Genomic DNA, 23,211 nt, shown 5'->3' with positions numbered 1-23,211 from the left:
CTCATTAGATATAGCGCAGGAACCAGTTCAGGATGTCCTCCCAGCGTTCCTGCACTTCATAGCGGACACGGTCAAAGCCCGTGAGTTTCAAGGAGTACAGCAGCTGTTCGTCCTTGAGGGCGCGCCCCGTCTGAGACCTGATTTCAAGGTTCTCAAAAGTACCGTCATAAACGCTCTCCGACAAATTCTTCTGGCTCCAGCTTTCGTTTTTCCCCATGTCTGCTCCCAGATAGAGGCTTCCCGGTTCAAGAACCAAAGTAGTCAGCGGTTCAAGCGTATTCCCGTCAAGGGTAATGGTCAGGTTTTCATCTTTGAGGGACAGCACGAGATCATGACTTTCCCATTCGTTACGGTCAATCCGGCGCTCATAAGGAGCCGCCCCTTCCTCTACAGTGCGGGCATTTTCCGCTTTTCTTTCCACAGCCTTCTGTGCGTAGAAGGCCGCCTGCTTCCTCGTCGGCGCATAACGTGCCAGCGATTCATAGTCACGCACCTCGGCATCGCGCTTAGCTTCCTCGACGGAAGGAATCTTTTTGCCCAGGAGCGCATCAATATTTTCCCGCAGCAGTTCCGTATCCTTTCCATGGCGCCGTTCCGTCACGATGAGCCGACCTCCGCTCAGCTCCACAATGAGGCAGCGCTTGAGGTCTTTACCGGCCCGCAGGTAAATCTGCTGCCGCCCAAAGGTATTCCCCGTCAGGCGAGTCGAAAGAGTAAAGTTCTGGTAAGCCTTGCTGCCCGTGAGTTCGGTGAGAGCCGTTCCGTAGGGAACAGTCGTGAGAATCAGGGAATTGCCCGTGATTTCCGAAGCGCCCGAGTGAAGTTTCCATGCTTCCTGCCTTTTGGCATCCCCCTTTTCAAAAGGAATCTTTCCCATGTTCTTCGTATCCGCAGCGATGCGCATAAGCAGATGGTTTACCGGCCAATGGGTGCCCGGTTCCATACGGGTCAGGTCGTAAGGACTGCTGTTATGTGCATTAAAGGAGGATCCTTCCCGGTTAAAATTGATGGTAAAGAGCCGGCGAATCCACTTTTCATTGACGGCACTCACATCATCGGAGTTCCCGAACTGGGTCGTATTGGCGTGCATAATGGCATAAGCCTGCGGTACAAAGCCCAGTTCACGCTGATAGATGTCACGAAGATTTTCATAATCGTAGTCGATGCGGCTTACCATATGATGGTAACTTTCCCGTGCGAGGCCGTCCTTGTCGCGCAGATAATCCATCAAATAATGGTTATAGTTGCGTCCAAGGCTCGAACGCAGCATAGAAAACTGCAGAGGAGAAAGTTCACCCAGGTAATTATGATAGCGGTCATAAACATTGATGAAACGCAGCCGGTAGCCGTCGCTTCCCATGTCCCAGAACGAAGAATCCAGCAGGGATTTCATGTCCCGTTTGCTCAGGAATTTAGGATCCTTGTCTTCAAGTTTTTCCGCATAGGAAAACATGGTAGCATGAAAATTATACTTTTCGAGGCTCTTCTGGGCAAAGATGGCTGTATCACGCCGTCCGTCCTCAAACATGAGATACAGGGCCTTTCTGGGAAGAGGCTTGTCCTCATTGTAATAGGCCTCGACATCCTTATTGGTAATCGTCACATAGCCTGCCTTACGCAGAGCCGCCAGGTGATCATTGAGGAGAGGTTCCCCGATGAGCTCCTTGGTCCGCCCCGTCCGGTCAACACCGCCGTAGGAAATAGCAATGAATCCGGTGCTCAGGGTCGGACTCACTTCATCCTCACTGTATGGGCTGTAAGACTGCAGGAAGAAAAAGGCATAAATGACTGCTGCGGCTACAAAGGAGAGAACGACGAGCTGAAAGGCAACGCGCCGTCTTTTCCGGCGATCCTTTTGTTGTGTATAGGCATGATCTCCAATCATGGCTGGACTTTCTCCCCTTTCTCAGGACCCACATCAGCCGGTGTTGGCCGGGTGCCCCAATTTGATTTCCAGAACGTGAACCAAGCCACGGGCATCTGCCAGAGGAGGACCAGTTCATAGTAGATACAGAACCACATCCCATAGACCCAGGTCGTACTGCGCCGCAGGAAGAGCTGAGCCAGGCTCATGAGGGCTGCCATGAGGAACATACCCACAAAGAAGCCCAAAGGAAAGATACGATACATAATAGGAACGTAGAATACGTTATACAGGACGATAATCGGTGCGATAATCGGCACCAGAAAACCCATATAGAAGAAGATAGCCGCGAAGGGTTCCTTTTTCCACATGTAGCGGGCCGCAATCAGGGATTCCCGGAGCCATGAACGCTTCCAGCGCATCTGCTGGCGCAGGAACATGCGGTGCGAGTTAGGGACAATGGTCGAACAGATAGCAGTATCCTGATAGGTCGTCCGATGTCCGCGAAGGATGAAGTTGGTCATACTCCGGTCGTCACCGAAAGTAGCGCGCTGACCGAGGAAAGTCTGATGCAGCCAGGCATCCTTGTATTTCAGAACCAGATCCTTACGATAACAGGACAAAGGTCCCGAAAGACACGTAACGGCATCAAAGTAGCCTTCGGCCGCCTTCATGATCCGGAAAGCAATATAGTAACGGACGGACTGCATCTTGGTCAGGGAATTTGTGTACGTATTCGCCACGTCGGTTCTTCCCGATACACCGCCCATTTTCTCGTCTTTGAAGGGCTGCACAAGGTTTCTCACGGCATAGGGGTCGAGGAAACTATCGGAATCGACGAATACCAGCAGTTCCTTCGTCGACAAGCTGGCTCCCAGGGCCATAGCCTCGCGCTTACCCATATTTTTGGGCTGACGCACCCAGCGGATGCGCTGATCCGTATGAAACAGGTGATCCGACTCAGTCAGGGATTCGATGGTCTTCTGAATCACTTCGCAGGAACGATCCGACGAATGGTCATCAACAACAATGACTTCCAGCTGCTGCGGCGGATAGTCCTGGTTGATAGCACATTTAATAGTCCTGTCAATCCATTTTTCTTCGTTAAAGCAGGGGATAATGATGGTGACCCCCGGCGTAAAGTTGGGATCTACCTTCATGGGCCGATAAAGGGCTCCGTATAAGTAACGCGACAAAAGCAGCGTAGCGGCGATAATACTGTACAGATAGAGTGTCTTGTTGAAACGGAAATACAGTACAGACTCCGCCCTCATCATAATGATGACAAAAACAACGACAAAAAGGAAGAAAGAGGCCGCGGCCAGCATGTAGCGGCCCCGTTTTCTGTTTGCATATTCAGCAAGACTTTCCTTGAACTGGACGCCGACAAAAAAGCCTTTTTCCCCTTCTTTGCGGAAAGTTCTCACGGAAACAGCCGCAAGGTCTTTGATTTTCATTTCATAGCCTTCCGGCAAACTGCCCGGTGTGATTTCAAAATTAAGAAGAAACTCCCGGCCCTCAGCATAGAGAGACTCGTCAGCATCTTTTCCGAAATGAAGGAGCATGCCTGTCGTCGAAATATCGATGGCCCGCGCCTTTACTTTTTCTTTGCCGGCGCTCACGGTCACGTCGTAATCGACAAGGTAGCGGCCGCCGGCCTCGTCTTCCTTGATATAAGTACCAAAGTCCTGCAATCCCGTCCCGCTGCTTGATCCGCCGCGGCGGTCCCGGTGACTGCGCACTCCTGATGCATCCGGCACATGGGACAAGAGACGACGGTCTGACTTCTCCCTGGTCAGGATATCACGATTTTCTTTCACAATTCTTCTCCTACAATACGAAGGCCCTTTGCACTGAGTTCCTGAAGGAGGATTTCGACTTTTTCAGACATCGTAACTTCTTCAGAAGGACTGGTATAAGCACTATCCTTCACGGTAGGCTTGTGCTCAATGGGACCATTTTTCCCCGTTTGAATCTTAGGCTTTCTGGGGCCTCCCACGACAGGATGCCCGCTTACCACCGCAAGGATAGTTCCTCCGCCTACACTTGCAGCGAATGTCTTGACAGCCGCTTCCGTCTTCATTTGTCCCGGCAAAAACAAATGAGGCGTATCAACATACGTGGGGATACCGGCCGCGCCGACGCGCAGGAGCAGCTCCTGGGAAACAGGTGTTCCCGGAGCCCGCATATACTGCGGAGCCGAGCCGAGGATATCTGTCAGGGCCGTCTGCGTCCAGACTGCTTCTTTCATAAATTTTTCAATGGGGAGCTTACCGGCCGCACCTTGTCCGTAGAACGTAAAGTTGCCCACCGTATGGCCATCCCGCTTGATTTTACGAATGAGGTCTGCCTCCATAGCCGCGTTTTCCCCTTCCACAAAGAAGAAAGCCTTTACATGTTTAGCGCGGAGAACAGAAAGAAGCCGCTGTGTATCCGTTTTGGGCGGCAGTCCGTCAAAAACGAGAATAACGGCGTCAGACGGAGGTGCCGCCAGAAGACGGGCCGGTGCGGCTCCGCTGTGGTACCGTGCAAGCGCTTCACCAATCGCTTCATCCGATTCATACGCCGCGGCAGGATCCGCCATAAAATGGGAAACGCCCCGGGCCCCCAGATCCTTTGCCATACCATAAATGACATAGGCAGCGGCAAAAACGAAGAGCGTCAGGACAGCTCCCAGGCCAAGTTTTAATTTAGTTTCACTTTTCATCTTAAATACTCTTTACAAGCTCCAATAGAGGAAGTGCTTCTGCTCGAAGTCCTTCCGTTCGTACATGCCCTTGACATCGACAAGGACTTTCTGCTGTCCCGCCTTCGGCGAACGGAAGAAGGCATCGACCTGTTCCGGCGTAAGCTTACGGAAAGCTTCATGTCTTACGAGGAATACGAGACAATCGGCATCGTGCACTTCTTCCATAGGAGTCAGCTTAAGGCCATAGAGACGCTCCACTTCCTCCGCATCGGCGCAGGGGTCGACAATACGCGGCGAAAGGCCGCACTTATTAAATTCCTCATACACATCATAGGAACGGGAATTGCGGACATCAGGGCAGTCTTCCTTAAAAGTCATACCCAGAAGGAAAATATTGGCCCGGCACACGTCAATTTTGGCCTTAAGCAGCATGGTCAGAACCTGGCGGGCCACAAAACCTGCCATACCATTGTTGATACGGCGCCCGGCCGAAACTACTTGGGAATGGTAGCCCAGGGTCTCCGCCTTGTACACGAAATAATAAGGATCGATGCCGATGCAGTGTCCGCCGACAAGACCCGGATAAAAGCCCAGGGCGTTCCACTTGGTATTCATCGCCTTGATGACTTCCTTTGTCTCGATGCCCATACGGCTGAAGACCATGGCAAATTCATTGAGGAGCGCAATATTGATATCGCGCTGGGAATTTTCGACGAGCTTGGCGGCTTCAGCCACCTTGATTGTCGGAGCCCGGTACACACCGGCTTCGATGATGGACTCGTACACTGTCGCAATGGTTTCCAGTGTCTCTTCATCCATACCGGAAACAATCTTTACAATATTAAAAAGGCGATGTTTGCGGTCCCCAGGATTGATACGTTCCGGTGAGTAGCCAATCTTGAAATCGCTTCCGCAGGACAAGCCGCTTTCTTTCTCCAGGATGGGGCAGCAGATATCTTCCGTCACACCGGGATAGACCGTCGATTCATATACGACGATGCTGCCTTTTGTAAGATGGCGTCCTACCGAAGCCGTTGCTTCCCGGACTGCCGTAAGATCCGGCGTGTTGTCCCCGTTAAGCGGCGTCGGGACAGAAATGACAAAGAAGCAGGCTTCGTCAAGTTTTTTCTCATCCGATGTAAATTCCACGGATGAAGCCCGAAGCGCTTCGTCTCCTGCTTCCTCCGTTACATCATGCCCCGCCTTATAGCGGCCGATCTTTGCCTCGTTCGTATCAAAGCCAACCACGTCGTAGTGGTGAGAAAACTGCACTGCCAGAGGCAGGCCTACATAACCCAGACCTACGACAGCCAGCTTCGTTTCTTTGGAAGCGAGCTTTTCACAAACATCCAAACCTTTCATTTTACTTCCCCTTTTTTCTGTGTACCTGAGATCCAATTTTTACAATGCCGGAAAAATCCTATTTGGTTCCCTGCGTCTTCTCCTCGTCTTCAGGTTCGTCATCCCCGTAATTCTTGAAATAATAGGACAGTCCGGTCCACAAAGTACGGTTACGTGTTCCGTACCGCAGATCTTCCAGGTCATCATATTCAAGGCTCAGCACCCAGTCCCGAGTCAGCGTGTAAGAAAGACCCAGGCCATAGCCTTTGAAGCCATGCATATAGTCCGCTGCCCCGTTCATGGTGTGTTCCACATAAGTAGCCCGAGGCTGATAGTAATACTTGGCATAGGCGTAGAGATTGCCCTTGGCCCAGCTGTTTTCCTCGCCGCGGCTCAGGCTGAAGACATAACCGCTGCCGCCGGGTTCTGTCTCATCGTGCCCATACAGGTACTGAGCCCCGAAATGGAGCCAGCCGCCAAGCGGTGTCTTATACCCGAGCATTCCGATATTGCGGTTATTGCCGGCATCCATACGGAATCCGTAAACGCCTGCTTCAAGCGTCTGATCACCCGGAGCGTGGTACGAAGCCGTAATGGCCGACACTTCATCAGCCTCATTGACCTCACCAAAGGCCCCTTCATAGTACCAGGGTTTCTTATCCCCATAGGCAAGCTGGACGCCCTTGAAACGGCTGTCGTAGATATTGCCGTCCGCAATGGTCTTCCCGAAGGCGCCGACCGTCACGATGACCTTGCCAATGGATCCCTTGAGATAATAGCGGTCAAGATCAATGGTGCCGTCCATGCTGTCATCACCATGGAAAGCCTTCTCGCTTTCGAGCATTCCCACAGCGTGCCAGTTATCATCAATGTTGTAATCCATATAAATCCGGGCACGGGCGCGCAGCCTGTCGTCCGGGAATTGCTTTGTATGCCGCTCCGGATCAATGGCACTGTGATTCGACGTATCGTTGTTATCAATCCGGATTTCCCCGTCAATCTTGAATTTTTTCGATACATCGACAGCAGGATCCGGCGTTTCGAGAACGGCCATATCATTAGCCCGTTTTTCCTCGTAATACCCAAGATCCGCCAATTCCTGCGTATAATTTGCCTGCTGCTTAGAGAGTTCCTTCAGTTCCTCCGTAGGCACAGGGCCCGCAGCCACTGCCGGCGATGCATTGGATGCAGTAGATACATTATCCTTGTGGTTTTCCTTCTGTTCTTTGATGAGAATCGAACTGCTGCTTGCTCCTGAAGCAGCTGGAACGAGTCCTGCCATGGAATCGAGCAGGGCATCCCGCTTTTGCGTCAGGGCCTGAAGCTGGGCACGGGCCGGTTCGAGACGCCTCTTAATAAGGGCAAGGCGCACGCTTGCTTCAGCAAGTGTCTTGTCCCGTTTGGCCGCCTCTCGTTCAAGCGAAGCCATGGTCGTTTCATCTCCGCCCTGAAGGGACGCATAGATTTTCTTTTTTTCCGTTTCCTCCAGTGCCTTTTGGGCACTGTTATAGGTTGCAAGGGCCCTCTTGTACTCCTTTTCAAGGACGCTCACCATAGCGGACTCCCGTACTGTAATTCTTGAAAGATTCGTAAACTGGTCAAGATTTTCCCGGAGGCGTTCCTGCATCTCAGGTGCGTCGTCTTTGGAAAGTGCCAAACCCACGCGGCGAGCCTCATCCTCCCGGGAAGCGCCGGCGTAAGCGATTCCTGACGCATACAGCGGCAGTGCTGCAAGCGTCAGACTCCAGAGAATCTTTTGACAGAGTTTGTGGTGCAATATCATTTCAACTTCCTTCCACGGTGGACGTGTACCCATAAGCAGGCTTGAATCCCCGTGCTTCTTTATGACTTGTCTTATCTTCATACATGCGGTGGTCAGAAATCTTCATCATTTTTTCCATGTCGCCGGCCTCAGAATAATAGGCTACACCCACGGAGATTCCTCCAAAATAAGTCTTTCCATTGATAGTCAGGGGAGCGTCGATGGCGTGCCGGATTTCTTTTACCATACGTTTACCTTCCGCTGCGTCCACGACAGGCAAAAGGGCAACGAATTCATCGCCTCCCATGCGGCCGACGACACCGTTATGGCAGAAAATCTTCTGCAGGCGCTTTACAACTTCCTGCAGGACCAGGTTTCCGAAACTGTGACCGTACTCATCATTGCACTGCTTAAAGTCGTCGAGATCCGTATAGAAAAGGGCAAAATCAATTCCCCATTTTTGATAACTTTCCCTAAATTGTCTTTGCGCTTCCTTGAAGCCCTGGTAGTTCAGGGCGCCCGTCAAAGCATCAATATAGCTCTGCTTCTTCAGCTGTTCCTGGGCCACTGTGGATTCAGTCACATCGTGGAACCAGGAAAGGATGCCGACAATTTTTCCCTCTTGAATGAGAGAAATCTTATTCATCATAATCGTACGGATCATACCCTTGGTCATAGAATGCATTTTCTTTTCTGCCACAAAGGAAAATTTACCAAGAAGCATATTCTGTTCATCATCGGTAGGATCAAATTCTACGCTCCACCCTACTTCTTCTTCCGTTTTTCCCCGGATATCCTCGATTGAAGAAAGATTGAAATAGCGGAGGAATGTGTCGTTGGCCCCGACAAAACGGCCTTTCGTATCCTTCCAATACACAATCATATTGGGCAGATGGATGAGTGCGTCTCACAGTACATCCGGTGCAATCGCTGCCCCTTTATCCTCAATGCCGGAGCTTTCCCGCTCCCCAGGGATTCCTGCGTAACTGGGCATGACGACGCCTACGGGCTGCCGCAAATCAATGGTTCCGCAGTGAACCTCAATGTCGGAAGATTCTCCGGAAAGCCAGAGCAGATGGAGCTGCCATCCGTTGCTTTCACTTCGTTCGCTGTGGGTCACGCGGAAAAGCGTCGACAAATAACCACATCCGGACTGATTGATGCGCGGTACCAGTGTCGCCACATCATAAAACTCGAGAAAGCGTTTCCAATCTTCCGTATAAACATGCTGCTGTGCCCATTCCCGAAGAAAAAGGGGCAATGGGAGCCGTTCGAGTTCACTCGTAAGGCTCATGCCATTCTTGATTCGGTGAACGGTCTGGTTTGTAAGATTGAGTTCAAAGAAACTGTCAAAGATAGAAAATATCCCGTTCATAATACTTTGGACAGCTGCTTGTCTTTCCTTGAAGGCCGAACTGCGGACACTCGTAAGAATCATCAGAAAAGCTCTGGCACCGTTACTTTCGTTGCGGGCAATCGGATCAAGGCGCAGCGTGCAGAATTCATTATGAGTGAAGACTTCAATCGTTGCGCTGCCGTGATTTTTCTCGCACTGCTTGATTCCGCGGAGCAGATTCCAGCGGAACAGAGCTCCGGCCCGCCCCAGGAATTCATTGAAAGCCTCAGGGTCACGGAATTTCTGCAGTCCCTCACGGGCATTAAACGCCGCATTCGACCCCAGAAGGCACAACTGACCTTCACGATATTCAACGACACAAGCCGGCAAAGAAGGCAAAACCTGTTTGTCGTTCCAGCCCCGGGTCACGGATTCAGGCATAGCCTGAACCATGTTGCAGCAGCCGACCGCATTGTAATAACGTTTATTTTCAGCCGTTTCATCCGTATCCCAGATGGCGAGCTTCATAAGTTCAGCAAAGGGAATCGGTTTGCTGTAGAGGTAGCCCTGCATCCGTTCGCAGCCTACACTCTGAAGATATTCCAGCTGTTCCTCCGTTTCGACCCCTTCGACAAGGGTCTTCATACCGAGCTGCTTTACCATGGCAATAAGAGCACCGATGATAAAATTGCCCCGGTTGATATTGCCGCTTCCGACAAGGAAGCGCAGGTCAAACTTCACAAGATCCACATCAAGATCCTTAAGGAGGCTCAGAGACGAGAAACCGCTTCCGAAATCGTCCATCCAGACTTCGTAGCCATGATCACGGAGATCCTTAATCTGTTTTCTCAAAGCATCAACGTCATCCCCGCCAAAATCCCGTTCTGTAATTTCAACGCAAATGGCATGCTCCGGCACGCCGTAGCGGGCCCGGAGCTGATCTAATCTTTGACGGACATGGCAGCGCTGAAAATCTGTACGGGAAAAATTAAGAGAAATAGGCAGGTCAATGTCCCGATGTATCTGGAGATTGTGGTACATGCGGCAGACTTCTTCCGCAATATAGAGGTCTAATTTGGTGATAAGCTGCGTTGATTCCAGCGGTTCGATAAAAACACCCGGGACCAGGAGTCCATAGACAGGATCCTCCCAGCGGGCAAGTGCTTCGGCAGCACAGGCTCTGCACGTAAGTGTTCTTACGATGGGCTGAAAAAAGACCTTGCTATCGTGATGCCTGATGGCATCGTCCAGATGAGTAACGACATAGTTATCAATCGTAAGCTGCTCATGAAGTTCGGCGTCATACTCACGATATACAGCCTGGTAATCCTGCTTCATATGGGCGCAGGCCGCCTTGGCGTAGTCCGATGCTGTAATCGGGCTGACATCGGGACTCGTGACGGCATAGATGCCGACCTTAAGGTCGATCTGGTTGTTGCTGCGCAGTTCAAGAGCCTTTTTATGCAGCGCCACGAGGCGTTCTTTCACGTCAGGTACACCGGTCACCACGGCAAACTGGATGGAATCCCCTCTCGTAATGAGGGCATCAGGAAAAGCCTTATGAATCAAGACAGAGACTTCCTGAAGAAGGTGAGCCCCTTCACTGATATCCCCGCGCATATTGATAAAGCGGAAGTTTTCAAGGTCGAGGAAAATATAATAGGCTTTCTTTCCTTCCTGCAGCAGTTCCTTCTGAAGCGCCTCAGCCTGCATCCAGAAATCACTGGTACTATCCAGGCGATTGCCTCTCTCTTCATTTAACTTTGCTAGTTCTTCTATATGATTTTTCATAGGAAGTCCTTCTTTGCTCACAGGTTATGACATCGTTGCGCTTGCGTCCCCGACAGGCATCATAACAAAAGTTCCATAACGTCGGGACGTCATCTTCATGGAAGCCATCATTTCCTGCTTGAGGCACCGGCTATTGATACGGAATGTCACGTTTTCCTTCTCGTTGGCCATCTTGTGAATGTAGCTCCAAACCGGCTGATCCGCTGCATTAAGGAGCGGTAAAATGGAGCGATTGGTCCACTCGTCCGGTCTCATATCAAACAAGTCCGCAAAGGCCTTGTTCACGGCCTCGATGCGGATATCTGTAATGGCATCCGTCTTATCCCGTTCCACTTCAAAAATGAAGAAAGGTGAAGGTACAATATCGCAATTGACGCGCAAACCGATTTCCTCCGGACTGCTGGGCTGATAAATGGGCAGTTCCTTCCCTTTCTTCTGGTAGAAGGAACGCTTTTCTTCATACATTTTCCAATCCGCCTGATTCTTGAGGACCGAAAAATCCATGGTAAACTCAGGCACCCATACGGATCCCAATGCAATATCGATTTTGCGGGATTTCATGAGAAGGCGAAGTTCCCGTACCTTCCTGGAGAATTCGTCTTCCTTTATGCCTCCCTCGAGAATAATGAATTCATCGCCGCCGACGCGGAACACATGCTGCTTAGGGAAGACTCGTATCGAACTTCCTGTCACTTTTTTCAGGAGTTCATTGCCTGCTTCATGTCCGTAATTATCGTTGACTTGCTTAAGCCCCGACACATCGGCAAAAATCACACCAAGACTCTCCTCATCGGGCAAATGGTCCAACGCTGACAAAAGACTGTTGAAATTTCCGACTCCTGTGAGCACATCTATATAGCCCAAAGTATGGAGCCGTTCAATAAGCTTCCAGTAGTACAGCAGGGTGGAAACGAAAAAGCCCATAAGACGAACCGTCTGCAGGAGATTCCGGGAATCTTTCTTTTCTTCCTTTTCAAAAACGATGAGGCCAACCACGTTGTCATATCGCTTGAGAAGCGCTGCATAGGCTTCCGAAGTCTCAACAACTTCTTTTTCCCAGATACCGGGAAAGCGTTTTCCTACTTCATCGGAAGAGAAAACACTGTGAAGCTCCTGCGCCGTATTCGAAGCAACTTTCCATTCATGAGTCATGGTAAAGTTATCGGGACCTATTTTTTCGAGTATATAAATGCTCTTCCCGCCAAAATGCTGGCTGAATTGAAACATCAGCTGCTGGAAAGCTTCTTCGGGATTGATTACGTCGTCATGGATGAAGTCTTTGTCAATTGCGACACCATTCCGTGACCATATGTGATTCTGCGCTGCCATGCTGCTATTCTTCCCCCCGTTTCTCCTTCCATGGAATGCCATGAAAAACAATTCTGATTTTATTTATCTTAACTTTTCTTTTAATATAAAACAATTACATCATATTATACATGAAGGACAGGAAACTTGGCAATAACAGGGAAATTCTTGCCTTTCAAATATGGATAAATCAAGGTTTTTACTAATTGTAAGCATTCTTAAAAACTATTCATTTATTATAAAAAATTCTTTTTATCATTTCTTATCTGTTTAATTTTATGGCTATGTCACAACAAACAGTTGATAAATAGCCATTTTTATAGGGGAGTATCAGAACTCCCCTACAAACTGTTATTTGCAGTTATCTATACTCATTTGGAATTTCGATATGAAGTGTCTCACACAATAACTTCACATCATGTGCATCATTTTCATCAAACTCGTATCCCAGATGGAACATTACTTGACTATATGGTTCAATACAGGAAACCTCTATTTCCTCAATTCTTCCTTTACCCGAAAAAGTTTCTACCGGAAAACAATCCCCATCATAAAGAATTTCACCTTCGTCCGTATATTCAAAACAATGCAAATCAATAATTCTGTTTTTCAAATCTTCCCATACAGTATGGTTCAATGTTGTATATTCCATCTTAATCTCATAAAAGCCATTAGCTTTCATTATTTCTATAAAGTTCTGATAATCGTTCTTTTCTACAAAAATGTCAATATCATTATGGGCTCTTGACTGATATCCAAGAAGAGCATCTACACCCCAGCCACCATCAAGAAAGACTTTAATCTCCGCATCTATTGCAAATTGAAGAATCTGTTTTACATCTGTTATATTGACCATCTTATCATCTCCACAAATTCTAATTAGGCGACCAGAGGAACTGCTGGTCTGTTTGATAAATCTCTGCATTTAGCAGTTTTCAATGTTGCCAAAACAAAAGTTAAGAAGATGTTCCTTTTCTCCATGTCGCTTTCTTTGGCGTAATTTACAAGGTTATTCCACACAAGATAGTTGTTCAGATACTTGGTAGAAACACCGTTAAAGCCACGCATAAACCTCTTTAGCTGGCTATGGTAGCTATTGATATGTTGGATATTATAAATGCCTTTCTTGGCTTTGCCAGTCTTTAACTGCACAAGGTCAATGCCATTGGCATTTGTAAATCTCACATAGGAGTTCATCTTGTCCGTAACAAGAGTGGAATTGGTCTTAATCCTACCATCATAAATATGATGTAAATCTCTTGTAGAAACTCTACCAGTATTCGTAATCTTGGAGATAGACAAGCCATTCCTATTAACCGCACAAGGAACACATACCTTTTCTTGGGACAAGCCTCTGATATGTGTAGAATGACCACGCTTATGAGCCTTGCGTGGCATAGCAAATGTCTTACTCTTGCTATGATTGCCCTTGTACGAGATGGCGAAAAAAGTTTCGTCAGCCTCAATAATGCCGTCAAGGGTAACATCGTCTGCCATATTCAACTCTGCAAATGGAATTTAACGTTTTCTTTATTTTTAAAGTACAAAAAAATACTCTTAAAATATTGGATATTCTGTTTTAATAACAATTCCTATTCTGATAAAAACCTTGGATTTTTTCCTTTGACTTATTTTTCGTGTACACGAGTTCACAAAAAATTCACAATTCATTACTGTCCTCAACCCGGATTTATTTGTTCTCAAACCTGAATTTTTCTTTACGGAGCGTGTCTAAAAACCCTGACTCATGCCTCAGCAAACGGTGCCCCGCAGCTAGTAAATTTTTACACACACAAAAAAACAGAGTGGAACGACTTTTCATCGCTTCACTCTGTTTTCATTTTTTAACCGTTTACGGTTTGTTTCCTACAGTGCGGCCAGCGGCCTGCGACTCGCGTTCTTTTTTAAGAGACGAGTTCATACCCCGCCTTCTCAATTGCTTTCTGAGCGGCTTCCTTCGGGAACGGTCCCGTCAATGTCACAGCTACTTCTCCCGTTTCATGATTAGGGACAGCTTCCTTGATTTCAGGAAGACTTTCGAGAGCCTTCTTGACACGGCCTTCGCAGTGGGCACACATCATACCCGTCACGTGGAGAGTCAGGGCCGATTCGCCGGCGCCCTTTGCCGCAGGGGCCATACCTTCATAGGTATAACCCGCCTTGGCAACAGCTTCTTTGACAGTCTTTTCATCAAGAGGCGCACTGAACGTCACGTGAACATTATTCTTCGTATGATCCGCCTGGGCGCTTACGATACCGGAAAGTCCCTCCAGGGCCTTTTTCACGGTACCTTCGCAGTGGGCGCACATCATACCCGTCACAACGAGGTCAGCTTCTTCCGTCTTCGGTTCGGCTTTAGCCTTCACGCCTTCATAGGTGTAGCCGGCATTCGTAATGGCTTCCTTTACAGCCTTTTCATCAAGTGGTGCACTCAGCGCTACGTGAACGTTATTCGTCGTGTGATCTGCCTTGGCACTTTCAATACCGGAGAGGTCTTCCAAGGCTTTTTTCACGTGAGCTTCGCAGTGTTCGCAAGTCATACCCGTTACGACAAGGTCTGCCTCCTCTACAGCTTTTGCGGCCTGAGGAACTGCCTTGACGGCCGGTCTTGCGACTTTGACTTCACCAATAGTCACGCCCTGACGCTTCTTATCCCCACTGGGATCATGAACCTTCGTAAGGTTAAGACGCAGTGCATTCATGCATACCGTGAAGCTTGAAAGACTCATCGCCGCGGCACCTACCATCGGGTTCATCTTGATACCGGCGACAAGACCGGCGGCAAGAGGAATGCAGATCATGTTATAGAAGAACGCCCAGAAGAGGTTTTCATGGATATTTCTGACGGTACTCCGGCTGAGGCGAACGGCAGCCGAAACATCGGTAAGTTTGCTGTTCATGAGGACGATATCGGCTGAATCAATGGCTACATCGGCACCGGCTCCAATGGCAATGCCGATATCAGCCCGCGTAAGAGCAGGTGCATCGTTGATACCGTCACCGACCATAGCAACTTTTCCGTATTTCTGGAGCTCACGGATGACAGATTCCTTCCCATCAGGGAGGACACCGGCAATGACGCGGTCCACACCGGCTTCACGGCCAATGCTTGCAGCGGTCTTTTCATTATCGCCGGTCAGCATAACAACCGTGATGCCCATATTCTGCAGTTCCTTAATGGCCTTCGGAGAATCTTCCTTGATAACATCAGCGACGGCAATGATACCCAAAGGAGAACCATCGCGGGCAAAGAGAAGCGGCGTACGGCCGCGGCCGGCCAGTTCTTCCGCCTTTTCTTCAAGGCTCTTATCAAGAGCCGTCACAGATTTGATATAAGAAAGGCTGCCGCCGATCAGCTTGCTCCCTTCCCGCTGCGCTGTCAGGCCGTTGCCCGGCAGGATGGAGAACTGATCCACGGGGTGAGCCGTAAGATTCCGATTTTCTGCCTCTTCAACGATAGCACGAGCCAGAGGATGCTCGGATTTTTGTTCAAGATCATTAGCAGCTTCCAGGAGCTCTGCTTCGGAGACGCCGGCAGCAGGAACAATGTCCGTCACCTTCGGTTCCCCTTTAGTGATGGTTCCCGTCTTATCAAGTGCTACAATGCTGACCTTCCCTGCCACTTCAAGGGATTCGGACGTCTTAAAGAGGATGCCGTTTTTAGCACCGACGCCGTTGCCAACCATGATAGCAACCGGTGTTGCGAGACCCAGAGCGCACGGGCAGGCAATGACGAGGATAGCAATACCGCGGGCAATAGCCTGTCCTACGGTAGCCCCTGCCACAAGCCAGCCGATGGTTGCGATGACAGCCAGACCGATGATGGTCGGAACAAAGTACATGGAAACCTTATCGGCAATACGGGCAATCGGGGCCTTCGTTGCCGAAGCATCGCTGACAAGTTTAATAATCTGCGAAAGGGTCGTGTCCTCGCCGACGCGGGTTGCGCGGCATTCCAGGTATCCGGACTGGTTCGTCGTAGCCGTCTGGACCTTGTCGCCCGGCTTCTTATCAACCGGCAGGCTTTCGCCTGTCAGAGCCGCTTCATTGACAGCACTTTCACCTTTGATGACTTCGCCGTCGACAGGGATATTTTCACCGGGACGGACAACGAAGATATCTCCCGCTTTGACCGTCTCGATAGGAACGGTCTGTTCCTTGCCGTCAATGAGAAGGACAGCTGTCTTTGGGGACAGCTTCATGAGCCCTTTGAGGGCATCCGTCGTACGGCCCTTGGAAATTGATTCGAGTGTCTTGCCGACAGTGATAAGAGCAGGGATCATGGCTGCCGATTCAAAATACAGATCCGACCGATAAATCGGGAAGAGTTCGCTGTAGGCCCAGCCCTGACTGCTCAGATACGTCAGATTATAGAGTACGTAAAGACTCCAGAGGAAAGAAACCCCGCTGCCCAGAGCGACGAGCGTATCCATGTTCGGAGCCAGGTGACGCAAGCTCTTGAAACCGCTGACGAAGAATGCTCTATTGATGAACATCACAATGAGGGCCAGGAGCATCTGTGTAATGCCCATTCCGAAGAGATTTCCTTCGAGGAACGCCGGGAGAGGGAAATTCAACATGTTGTGCCCCATGGTGAGGTACATCAATACGAGCAGGAAACCTATAGAATAAGCGAGACGACGCTTCAGTTTCGGCGTCTCCGTATCCTTCAGGGCGTCTTCTTCAGCCGCCTTCTTGGATACAGCTGTCCCATCCTTAGGAGCGGCGCCATACCCGGCATCTTCTACAGCTTTGATAATAGCTTCATCCGCAGCGGTTCCTTCCACACCCATGCTGTTCGTCAGCAGGGAAACAGAAACGGACTTGACGCCCGGAACAGACGCTACGGCCTTTTCAACGTGGGCCTGACACGATGCACATGTCATACCCTCGACCTTAAATTGTTTCATAAGAGGATACCTCCTTCGAAAGCTCTATCGCTAATACCCTACCTAGGTATTGTCTTTATGCTTATATTAACCGAATGAGTTTCATTTGTCAATGGGAAAATCATAGTTTTTTACTATAAATTCGTAAAAGAAAGTAGTCAGTGAAATCGTGGTTAGTACAAGCTCGCCTGCGGCAGCAAGGGATCAAATGAACAGGCTGCGGCCGCAAAGGCGGAGTCGAAAGAAAAAACGATCCTCCACCACACGCGTCAGTGCTTCCTCCCGTCAGTGCTGACTGCGGTTCTCCTCTTACCTTCCTCCACCACTTCGTGGTCCACCCTCCTTCCTAAAGGACGGAGGTGGCAGAGGAATTCCAAACCTTACGGTTTGGCTTAACTTGGGCGAATAAGAGGACTGGTGCTTTTATTTTTGAAATTTCTACTATTAAAAACTCCTGTCGGTTTAATCCAACAGGAGTTTTTGTTCATATTCATCGAGGACGGCCAGGAGGCCTTCCTGTGTCTGAGTTTGGTTGATTGCATTGCGGTAATAGGCGCTGTGCGGCAGCCCTGATAAGTAGCATGCCCCATGATGACGCATTTCCCTGACCGCAATCCGTTCACCTTTAAATGCGATAAGGTCGCGGAGATGGCGTCGAATCATGGCGAAGCGTTCCTCAAGAGTAACGGCTGGAACAGGACGGCCCTCAAAAGCCGCCTTCACTTCCCGAAAAATCCAGGGATTCCCTTGTGCCCCGCGGGCAATCATAACGCCGTCACAGCCCGTTTCTTTCTTCATGCGCAGAGCGTCATCAGCAGAAAAGATGTCACCGTTGCCAAAAACCGGAATGGAAACGCTTTCCTTGACGGTCCGGATGATTTTCCAATCGGCCTTGCCCTGATAAAACTGAGAGCGTGTCCTGCCATGAACCGCTACGGCGGCGCAGCCCGCTTTTTCCGCAAGCTGTGCAATTTCAGCAGCATTTTGATGAGCATCGTCCCATCCGGCCCGAATTTTTACGGTCACGGGAACGCTCACGGCATCGACAAGAGCGGCCAGAATCGCATAAGCCCGCTGCGGATCTTTCATCAAGGCTGAACCCTCTCCGTTAGCTACAATTTTGTGTACAGGACAACCCATATTCACATCGATGATATCAGCGCCGCTTTCCTCAACAATCTTGCCTGCCGCAGCCATCTCCGCCGGCACGGAACCAAAGAGCTGAATGGCTGTCGGGTGCTCATGCGGATCGATACGCAGCATGGCAAAGGTCTTTTGGTTGCGGAACAGAAGTGCCTTGGCACTTACCATTTCGGACACCGTATAATCGGCTCCCTCTTCCCGACAGATAACCCGGAACGGTAAATCCGTAACCCCTGCCATGGGGGCAAGCACGACCGGAATCTTTGCCAGTACCAATTGATTGAACATGGTTTCTCCTTCCTGGAAAAGCAAGCTGTTGGCAGTTAGCCGATAGCAAGGATAAAAAGCGCATTTAGCATTTAGTTTAGCCCCTATTTAAGAGCCTGTTTTATTATGATAATTGCAAAATTGCTGCAGCAATTTTGCTTCCCACAATGCGACCCGCGGCCAGCGACATGCACCTGAGAAGTCAATAAAAAAGATTCCCATTTCCGAACTAATTCAAAAACGGGAATCTGCTTTGCTTCCAATCAGCTGTTCATCTCATGCAGGATGCGCAGCCCTTCGAGCGTCAGGTTCGGTTCGACTACATCAACGAGTTTGGATTCAGAAGCCATCAGCCGGCCAAACCCACCCGTTACAACGACGAAGGCCTGTCCGCCCAATTCTTCTTTCATGCGGGTGATGATGCCGTCCATCTGGCCGACAAACCCGAAAATCACGCCGGAACGCATTGCATGAATCGTATCATGACAAATGGTCTTAGGTGGTTTAATCAGTTCAATACGCGGCAATTTTGCAGCTTTCTGGAAGAGGGCTTCCGTAGAAATCCCGATGCCCGGGGCAATCGCACCGCCCAGGTATTCCCCATCCGGACGCAGCGCGCAGAATGTAGTTGCCGTACCGAAATCGATGATGATCAGATTGCCCTTGTCCCCGTACATATGGTGAGCTGCCACAGCGTTAACAATGCGGTCAGCACCGATTTCATTAGGATGATCATAATCGAGCTTCAGGCCGGTGTTGATTTCGCTTGTTACAACAAAAGGCGTAACATGGAAGTAACGCTTGCACATGTTGCACAAAGGAACAAGCAGCGGCGGCACAACCGTAGAAATAATGATGTGCGTAACATCACCCATCTCCACACCCGTATAGTTAAACATGCTGCCAAGTAAGATTCCGAATTCGTCGGACGTACGAGAACGACTGCTGGACAGCCGCCAGTGAGCGAGCCACTCTTTGCCGTCGTGGACACCTACTACAATGTTCGTATTGCCGACATCCATTACCATTAACATTTCGACTTTCCTCCAAAAATACAGGATCTATTCCGTATATTCGGGTCTGCCGCCTCTTGAACTAGGCCCATAAACGTTTCTATTATACCAAAATTAAACAAAGGTGCAACCTTTTTTAAAGAAAAAGGGACTGTGAAATAATGCATACGCACTATTTCACAATCCCTTTTACGCAGGTCGCCGGTCGCTGGCCGCATGTCGCCCGTGGAAGAAAAATGACCAAGGAGACCCTCTCCGACGCCACAGCGCGGCCTTGAAGAGGGGCCACTTGCGGGTGACTTCTTTACCGAAGGCTAAATTAACTGCTGCTGTAATTCTTCTTTCAGAATCCGCTAAATGAATTACTTCCAACACTTTGGTACTAACCACTATTGGCTAGCCACCAGCCACTTTGTCATCTTCCAGCGCCTAGGCTAAACGCCATAGGCAAAAAGCCAAAAGCGCTTTTTATTTTTCACAACCCCTAACTCGTTCAATTAAAATTATATTTCCCTTTGCCTGATGCCGGGCGAATGGAAACATCCCCAGCCAGCACTTTCTCCACAACACCATCTTCCTTGCGGACCAGAAGTGCTCCATCAGGGTCGATATCTATAGCCGTACCGAGGTAGGTCTTATCCGGTGAAACAACTTTGACCATGCGGCCAAGTGTCGTCGAATATTCACGCCATTTATCAAAAACAGGCTGGAATCCTTCCTTGAGAACCCGTTCATAGTACTCTTCGAAATAATCAAGCACTTTGCCAAGAAGAGCTACTCTGTCAATCGGATGACCCGCAATATCCGCAATGGAAACAGCGGAATCCCGCAAGTTTTCCGGAACCATTTCCTTCGGCACGCAGACATTGATGCCAATACCAACAACAAGGAAATTGATATGTCCGAATTCGGCACTCATTTCTGTCAGGATACCTACGAGTTTGCGGCCGTCAAGCAGGACATCGTTCGGCCATTTGATCATGGCGTCAACACCGCAGCATTCCCGAATAGCACGTACAACGGCTACGGCAGCAAGGAGCGTCATTTTGGGAGCTTCCTGCGGCAGGAAGGACGGTTTGAGAAGTAAAGAAAACCACAGTCCTTTTCCGTAAGGACTGAACCAGCCGCGAGACAGACGGCCCTTCCCGCCGGTCTGTTCTTCTGCTACGCAAAGGGTACCATCTTCAGCGCCATTGCCAGCCAGCTGCTTCAGAATTTCGTTGGTTGAACGCACCGTATCCTGATAACAAATATGGCGGCCGACAAACTTTGTATGCAGTACGCGCCCGATTTCTTCCGGAAGCAGCTTATCCGGTGCTGAAATGAAGATATACCCCTTCTTCGTATGGGCTTCAATTTCATATCCCATTTTTTTAAGGCTTTGGATATGTTTCCACACCGCGGTTCTCGTGATTCCGAGCTTATCCGCCAATTCCTGACCGGATACAGGTTCCGGAGCCTTTTCCCGTAAAATTTTCAAGATTTCTGTCCGCATATCATGTCATCCCCTATGATTTCGTTTCCTCTTATCCCAACTTCGTACATCAATGTAACCTCTAACTATAGTTTTCCTTCCGACTGCGTGGAAGGATGTTGTAGAGGAATGGCAAACCTTCGGTTTGCTTGACAAATAGCTATCCTCCGCCGCACAGCGGCCTCCTCCTTCCGACTGCGTGGAAGGAGGTTACAGAAAAACGTCAAGCCTTCGGTTCGCTTGCCAAATAGCTATCCTCCGCCGCACAGCGGCCTCCTCCTTCCGACTGCGTGGAAGGAGGTTACAGAGGAATGGGCAAACCTCCTTCGTCGGTTTGCCTATAAATAAAGGGCGCCAAAGCGCCCTTTATTTATTCTATACTTGAGGAATATCGTTCAAAGCCGTTTCGGGTGCTTTGTCTGCAGTTCCGGCGTCTTCTGCCGGTTCAGGAGTTTCAGTTACCGGCTTCGGTTCCGAAGTGGTATCTGCTTCCGGCGGCAGCTCTCCCTTTTCAAGGATATGGCCGTATTTCATAAGTTCCTGCAATTCATGCTCTTCCAGAGTTTCCCGTTCCATCAGATTCTTGGCGATCAAATGGAGTTTATCGATGTTCTCGGAAATGACCTTGACGGTGCCTTCGTAAGCTTCATCAATAAAGCGGCGGATTTCACGGTCCACCGTGGCAGCTACTTCCTCGCTGACCTGGTTCTGCTGACCCATATCCCGTCCGAGGAAGACCTGTTTATTGCGGTGGCCGAACGTAACGGCACCGAGCACTTCACTCATACCATATTCGCACGTCATATCCCGGGCAAGCTCCGTAGCACGCTGCAGATCGTTGCTGGCTCCGCTCGAAATTTCGTGCAGTACCAGTGCCTCAGCGACACGGCCGCCCAAAAGCACTTTCAGCTCATCCAGAAGTTCGCTGCGAGTTGCATAGTAACGATCTTCCTTCGGGAGGCTGAGCGTATAACCGCCGGCACGGCCGCGAGGGATAATCGTAACCTTATGCACGGGGTCCGTGTGGTCAAGGAGCATACCGACAAGAGCGTGACCGCCTTCATGGTAAGCGGTCAGACGTTTTTCCTCATCACTCATGACACGGCTTTTTCTTTCCGGCCCCATCATGACGCGTTCGGCAGCTTCTTCCATATCACTCATCGTAATTGTCATCTGATTATGACGGGCCGCCAGCAGGGCACCTTCGTTGACAAGGTTTGCCAGGTCCGCGCCCGTAAAGCCCGGCGTACGGCGGGCAATGACATCGAGGTCTACCGTCGAATCGATTGGTTTACCCTTCGTATGAACCTTCAAAATTGCCTTACGTCCGCGAATATCAGGCTTGTCGACGACAATCTGACGGTCGAAACGGCCCGGACGCAGAAGCGCCGGATCAAGAATATCCGGACGGTTGGTCGCGGCAATCATAATAATGCCTTCATTAGCACTAAAGCCATCCATCTCCACGAGGAGCTGGTTCAGCGTCTGTTCACGTTCATCGTGGCCTCCGCCAAGTCCGGCACCTCTCTGGCGCCCGACAGCATCGATTTCATCGATGAAGACGATGCAGGGCGCGTTCTTCTTCGCCTGATCAAAGAGGTCACGGACGCGGGAAGCACCGACACCGACGAACATTTCCACGAAGTCGGAACCACTGATGCTGAAGAAAGGCACGCCGGCTTCACCGGCTACGGCTCTTGCCAGCAGCGTCTTACCGGTACCAGGAGGTCCGTAGAGCAGCACGCCCTTTGGAATCTTGGCACCCAGCTGATTATATTTCTGCGGAGCCCGCAGGAATTCCACGACTTCTTCCAGTTCCTGCTTGGCTTCATCTGCACCGGCCACATCACGGAACGTCACCTTGCTCTTACCGTCCCCGTACAGTTTGGCTTTACTCTTGCCAAAGGACATGACACGGCTGCCTCCGCCCTGGGCGTTGTTCATCATGAAGAACCACAGCACCACAATGATGATCATGGGCAGAATCGACGTCAGGATATTGCTCAGAAGCGACGGCTGAGGCGGCAGCTGCGCATTGATTTCTACGTTCTTATTCCGCAGGGTTTCTACCATTTTGTCATCCCGCGGAGCGATAGTCGTGAATTCGGTACCGTTCTTGAGTTTGCCTCTGATTGTCGTATTATCGATGATGGTCACCGTGGTGACGTCATCATCCTCGACTTCCCTCATGAACGTTGAATAGCTCATTTCATTCTTCGGCGTACTGGGAGAATTGTAATATTCAAAAATCCACAGACCGAGAATCAGAATGAGCAGGTAGAAAAGCAAATTGCGAAAAAATTTTGTCACTGTTTCCTCCTACCTCCCATCCTT

14 protein-coding genes and 1 pseudogene are annotated in these 23,211 nt (G+C 49.8%); all 15 read right to left on the bottom strand.

Annotated elements, in window-relative coordinates; all coding sequences use genetic code 11:
* Window positions 1-4 precede the first annotated feature (4 nt).
* A complete protein-coding gene (locus LKE33_06800) occupies window positions 5-1,885 on the bottom strand; it encodes a polysaccharide deacetylase family protein (protein ID MCH3950625.1) in 1,881 nt (626 codons plus the stop codon).
* Complete coding sequence (locus LKE33_06795; GenBank protein ID MCH3950624.1) at window positions 1,882-3,684, bottom strand: glycosyltransferase; 1,803 nt, start codon at window positions 3,682-3,684, stop codon at window positions 1,882-1,884. The genes LKE33_06800 and LKE33_06795 overlap by 4 nt, the downstream gene beginning before the upstream one ends.
* The gene (locus LKE33_06790) at window positions 3,681-4,571 is read right to left on the bottom strand and encodes a polysaccharide deacetylase family protein (protein MCH3950623.1); all 891 of its coding nucleotides are present in this window, start codon (window positions 4,569-4,571) and stop codon (window positions 3,681-3,683) included. Before LKE33_06790 ends, LKE33_06795 begins: the two co-directional genes overlap by 4 nt.
* Before the next feature lie 12 nt (window positions 4,572-4,583).
* Window positions 4,584-5,915, bottom strand: a complete 1,332-nt coding sequence (locus LKE33_06785; protein ID MCH3950622.1) for a nucleotide sugar dehydrogenase — start codon at window positions 5,913-5,915, stop codon at window positions 4,584-4,586.
* Between the two features lie 58 nt (window positions 5,916-5,973).
* Complete coding sequence (locus LKE33_06780) at window positions 5,974-7,677, bottom strand: hypothetical protein (GenBank protein MCH3950621.1); 1,704 nt, start codon at window positions 7,675-7,677, stop codon at window positions 5,974-5,976.
* Between the two features lies 1 nt (window position 7,678).
* A complete protein-coding gene (locus tag LKE33_06775; GenBank protein MCH3950620.1) occupies window positions 7,679-8,539 on the bottom strand; it encodes a sensor domain-containing diguanylate cyclase in 861 nt (286 codons plus the stop codon).
* Between the two features lie 24 nt (window positions 8,540-8,563).
* The gene (locus LKE33_06770; protein MCH3950619.1) at window positions 8,564-10,783 is read right to left on the bottom strand and encodes an EAL domain-containing protein; all 2,220 of its coding nucleotides are present in this window, start codon (window positions 10,781-10,783) and stop codon (window positions 8,564-8,566) included.
* Window positions 10,784-10,807: 24 nt separating this feature from the next.
* A complete protein-coding gene (locus LKE33_06765; protein ID MCH3950618.1) occupies window positions 10,808-12,112 on the bottom strand; it encodes a GGDEF domain-containing protein in 1,305 nt (434 codons plus the stop codon).
* Window positions 12,113-12,452: 340 nt separating this feature from the next.
* Complete coding sequence (gene lnu(C), locus LKE33_06760; GenBank protein ID MCH3950617.1) at window positions 12,453-12,947, bottom strand: lincosamide nucleotidyltransferase Lnu(C); 495 nt, start codon at window positions 12,945-12,947, stop codon at window positions 12,453-12,455.
* A 23-nt stretch (window positions 12,948-12,970) separates the two neighbouring features.
* Window positions 12,971-13,591 (bottom strand): annotated as a pseudogene (locus LKE33_06755) (IS1595-like element ISSag10 family transposase).
* Between the two features lie 404 nt (window positions 13,592-13,995).
* A complete protein-coding gene (locus LKE33_06750) occupies window positions 13,996-17,001 on the bottom strand; it encodes a heavy metal translocating P-type ATPase (GenBank protein MCH3950616.1) in 3,006 nt (1,001 codons plus the stop codon).
* Between the two features lie 441 nt (window positions 17,002-17,442).
* Window positions 17,443-18,411, bottom strand: a complete 969-nt coding sequence (gene dusB, locus LKE33_06745; protein ID MCH3950615.1) for a tRNA dihydrouridine synthase DusB — start codon at window positions 18,409-18,411, stop codon at window positions 17,443-17,445.
* A gap of 242 nt (window positions 18,412-18,653) precedes the next feature.
* Window positions 18,654-19,424, bottom strand: a complete 771-nt coding sequence (locus LKE33_06740) for a type III pantothenate kinase (protein ID MCH3950614.1) — start codon at window positions 19,422-19,424, stop codon at window positions 18,654-18,656.
* 472 nt (window positions 19,425-19,896) lie between these two features.
* A complete protein-coding gene (locus LKE33_06735; GenBank protein ID MCH3950613.1) occupies window positions 19,897-20,898 on the bottom strand; it encodes a biotin--[acetyl-CoA-carboxylase] ligase in 1,002 nt (333 codons plus the stop codon).
* A gap of 354 nt (window positions 20,899-21,252) precedes the next feature.
* Window positions 21,253-23,187, bottom strand: a complete 1,935-nt coding sequence (gene ftsH / locus LKE33_06730; protein MCH3950612.1) for an ATP-dependent zinc metalloprotease FtsH — start codon at window positions 23,185-23,187, stop codon at window positions 21,253-21,255.
* Window positions 23,188-23,211 lie beyond the last annotated feature (24 nt).

The organism is Acidaminococcus sp. (genome assembly GCA_022482815.1).
Taxonomy (GTDB): domain Bacteria; phylum Bacillota; class Negativicutes; order Acidaminococcales; family Acidaminococcaceae; genus Acidaminococcus.
The sequence above is the reverse complement of the archived record's forward strand: the minus strand, read 5'-3'. Positions and strand labels throughout refer to the sequence as shown.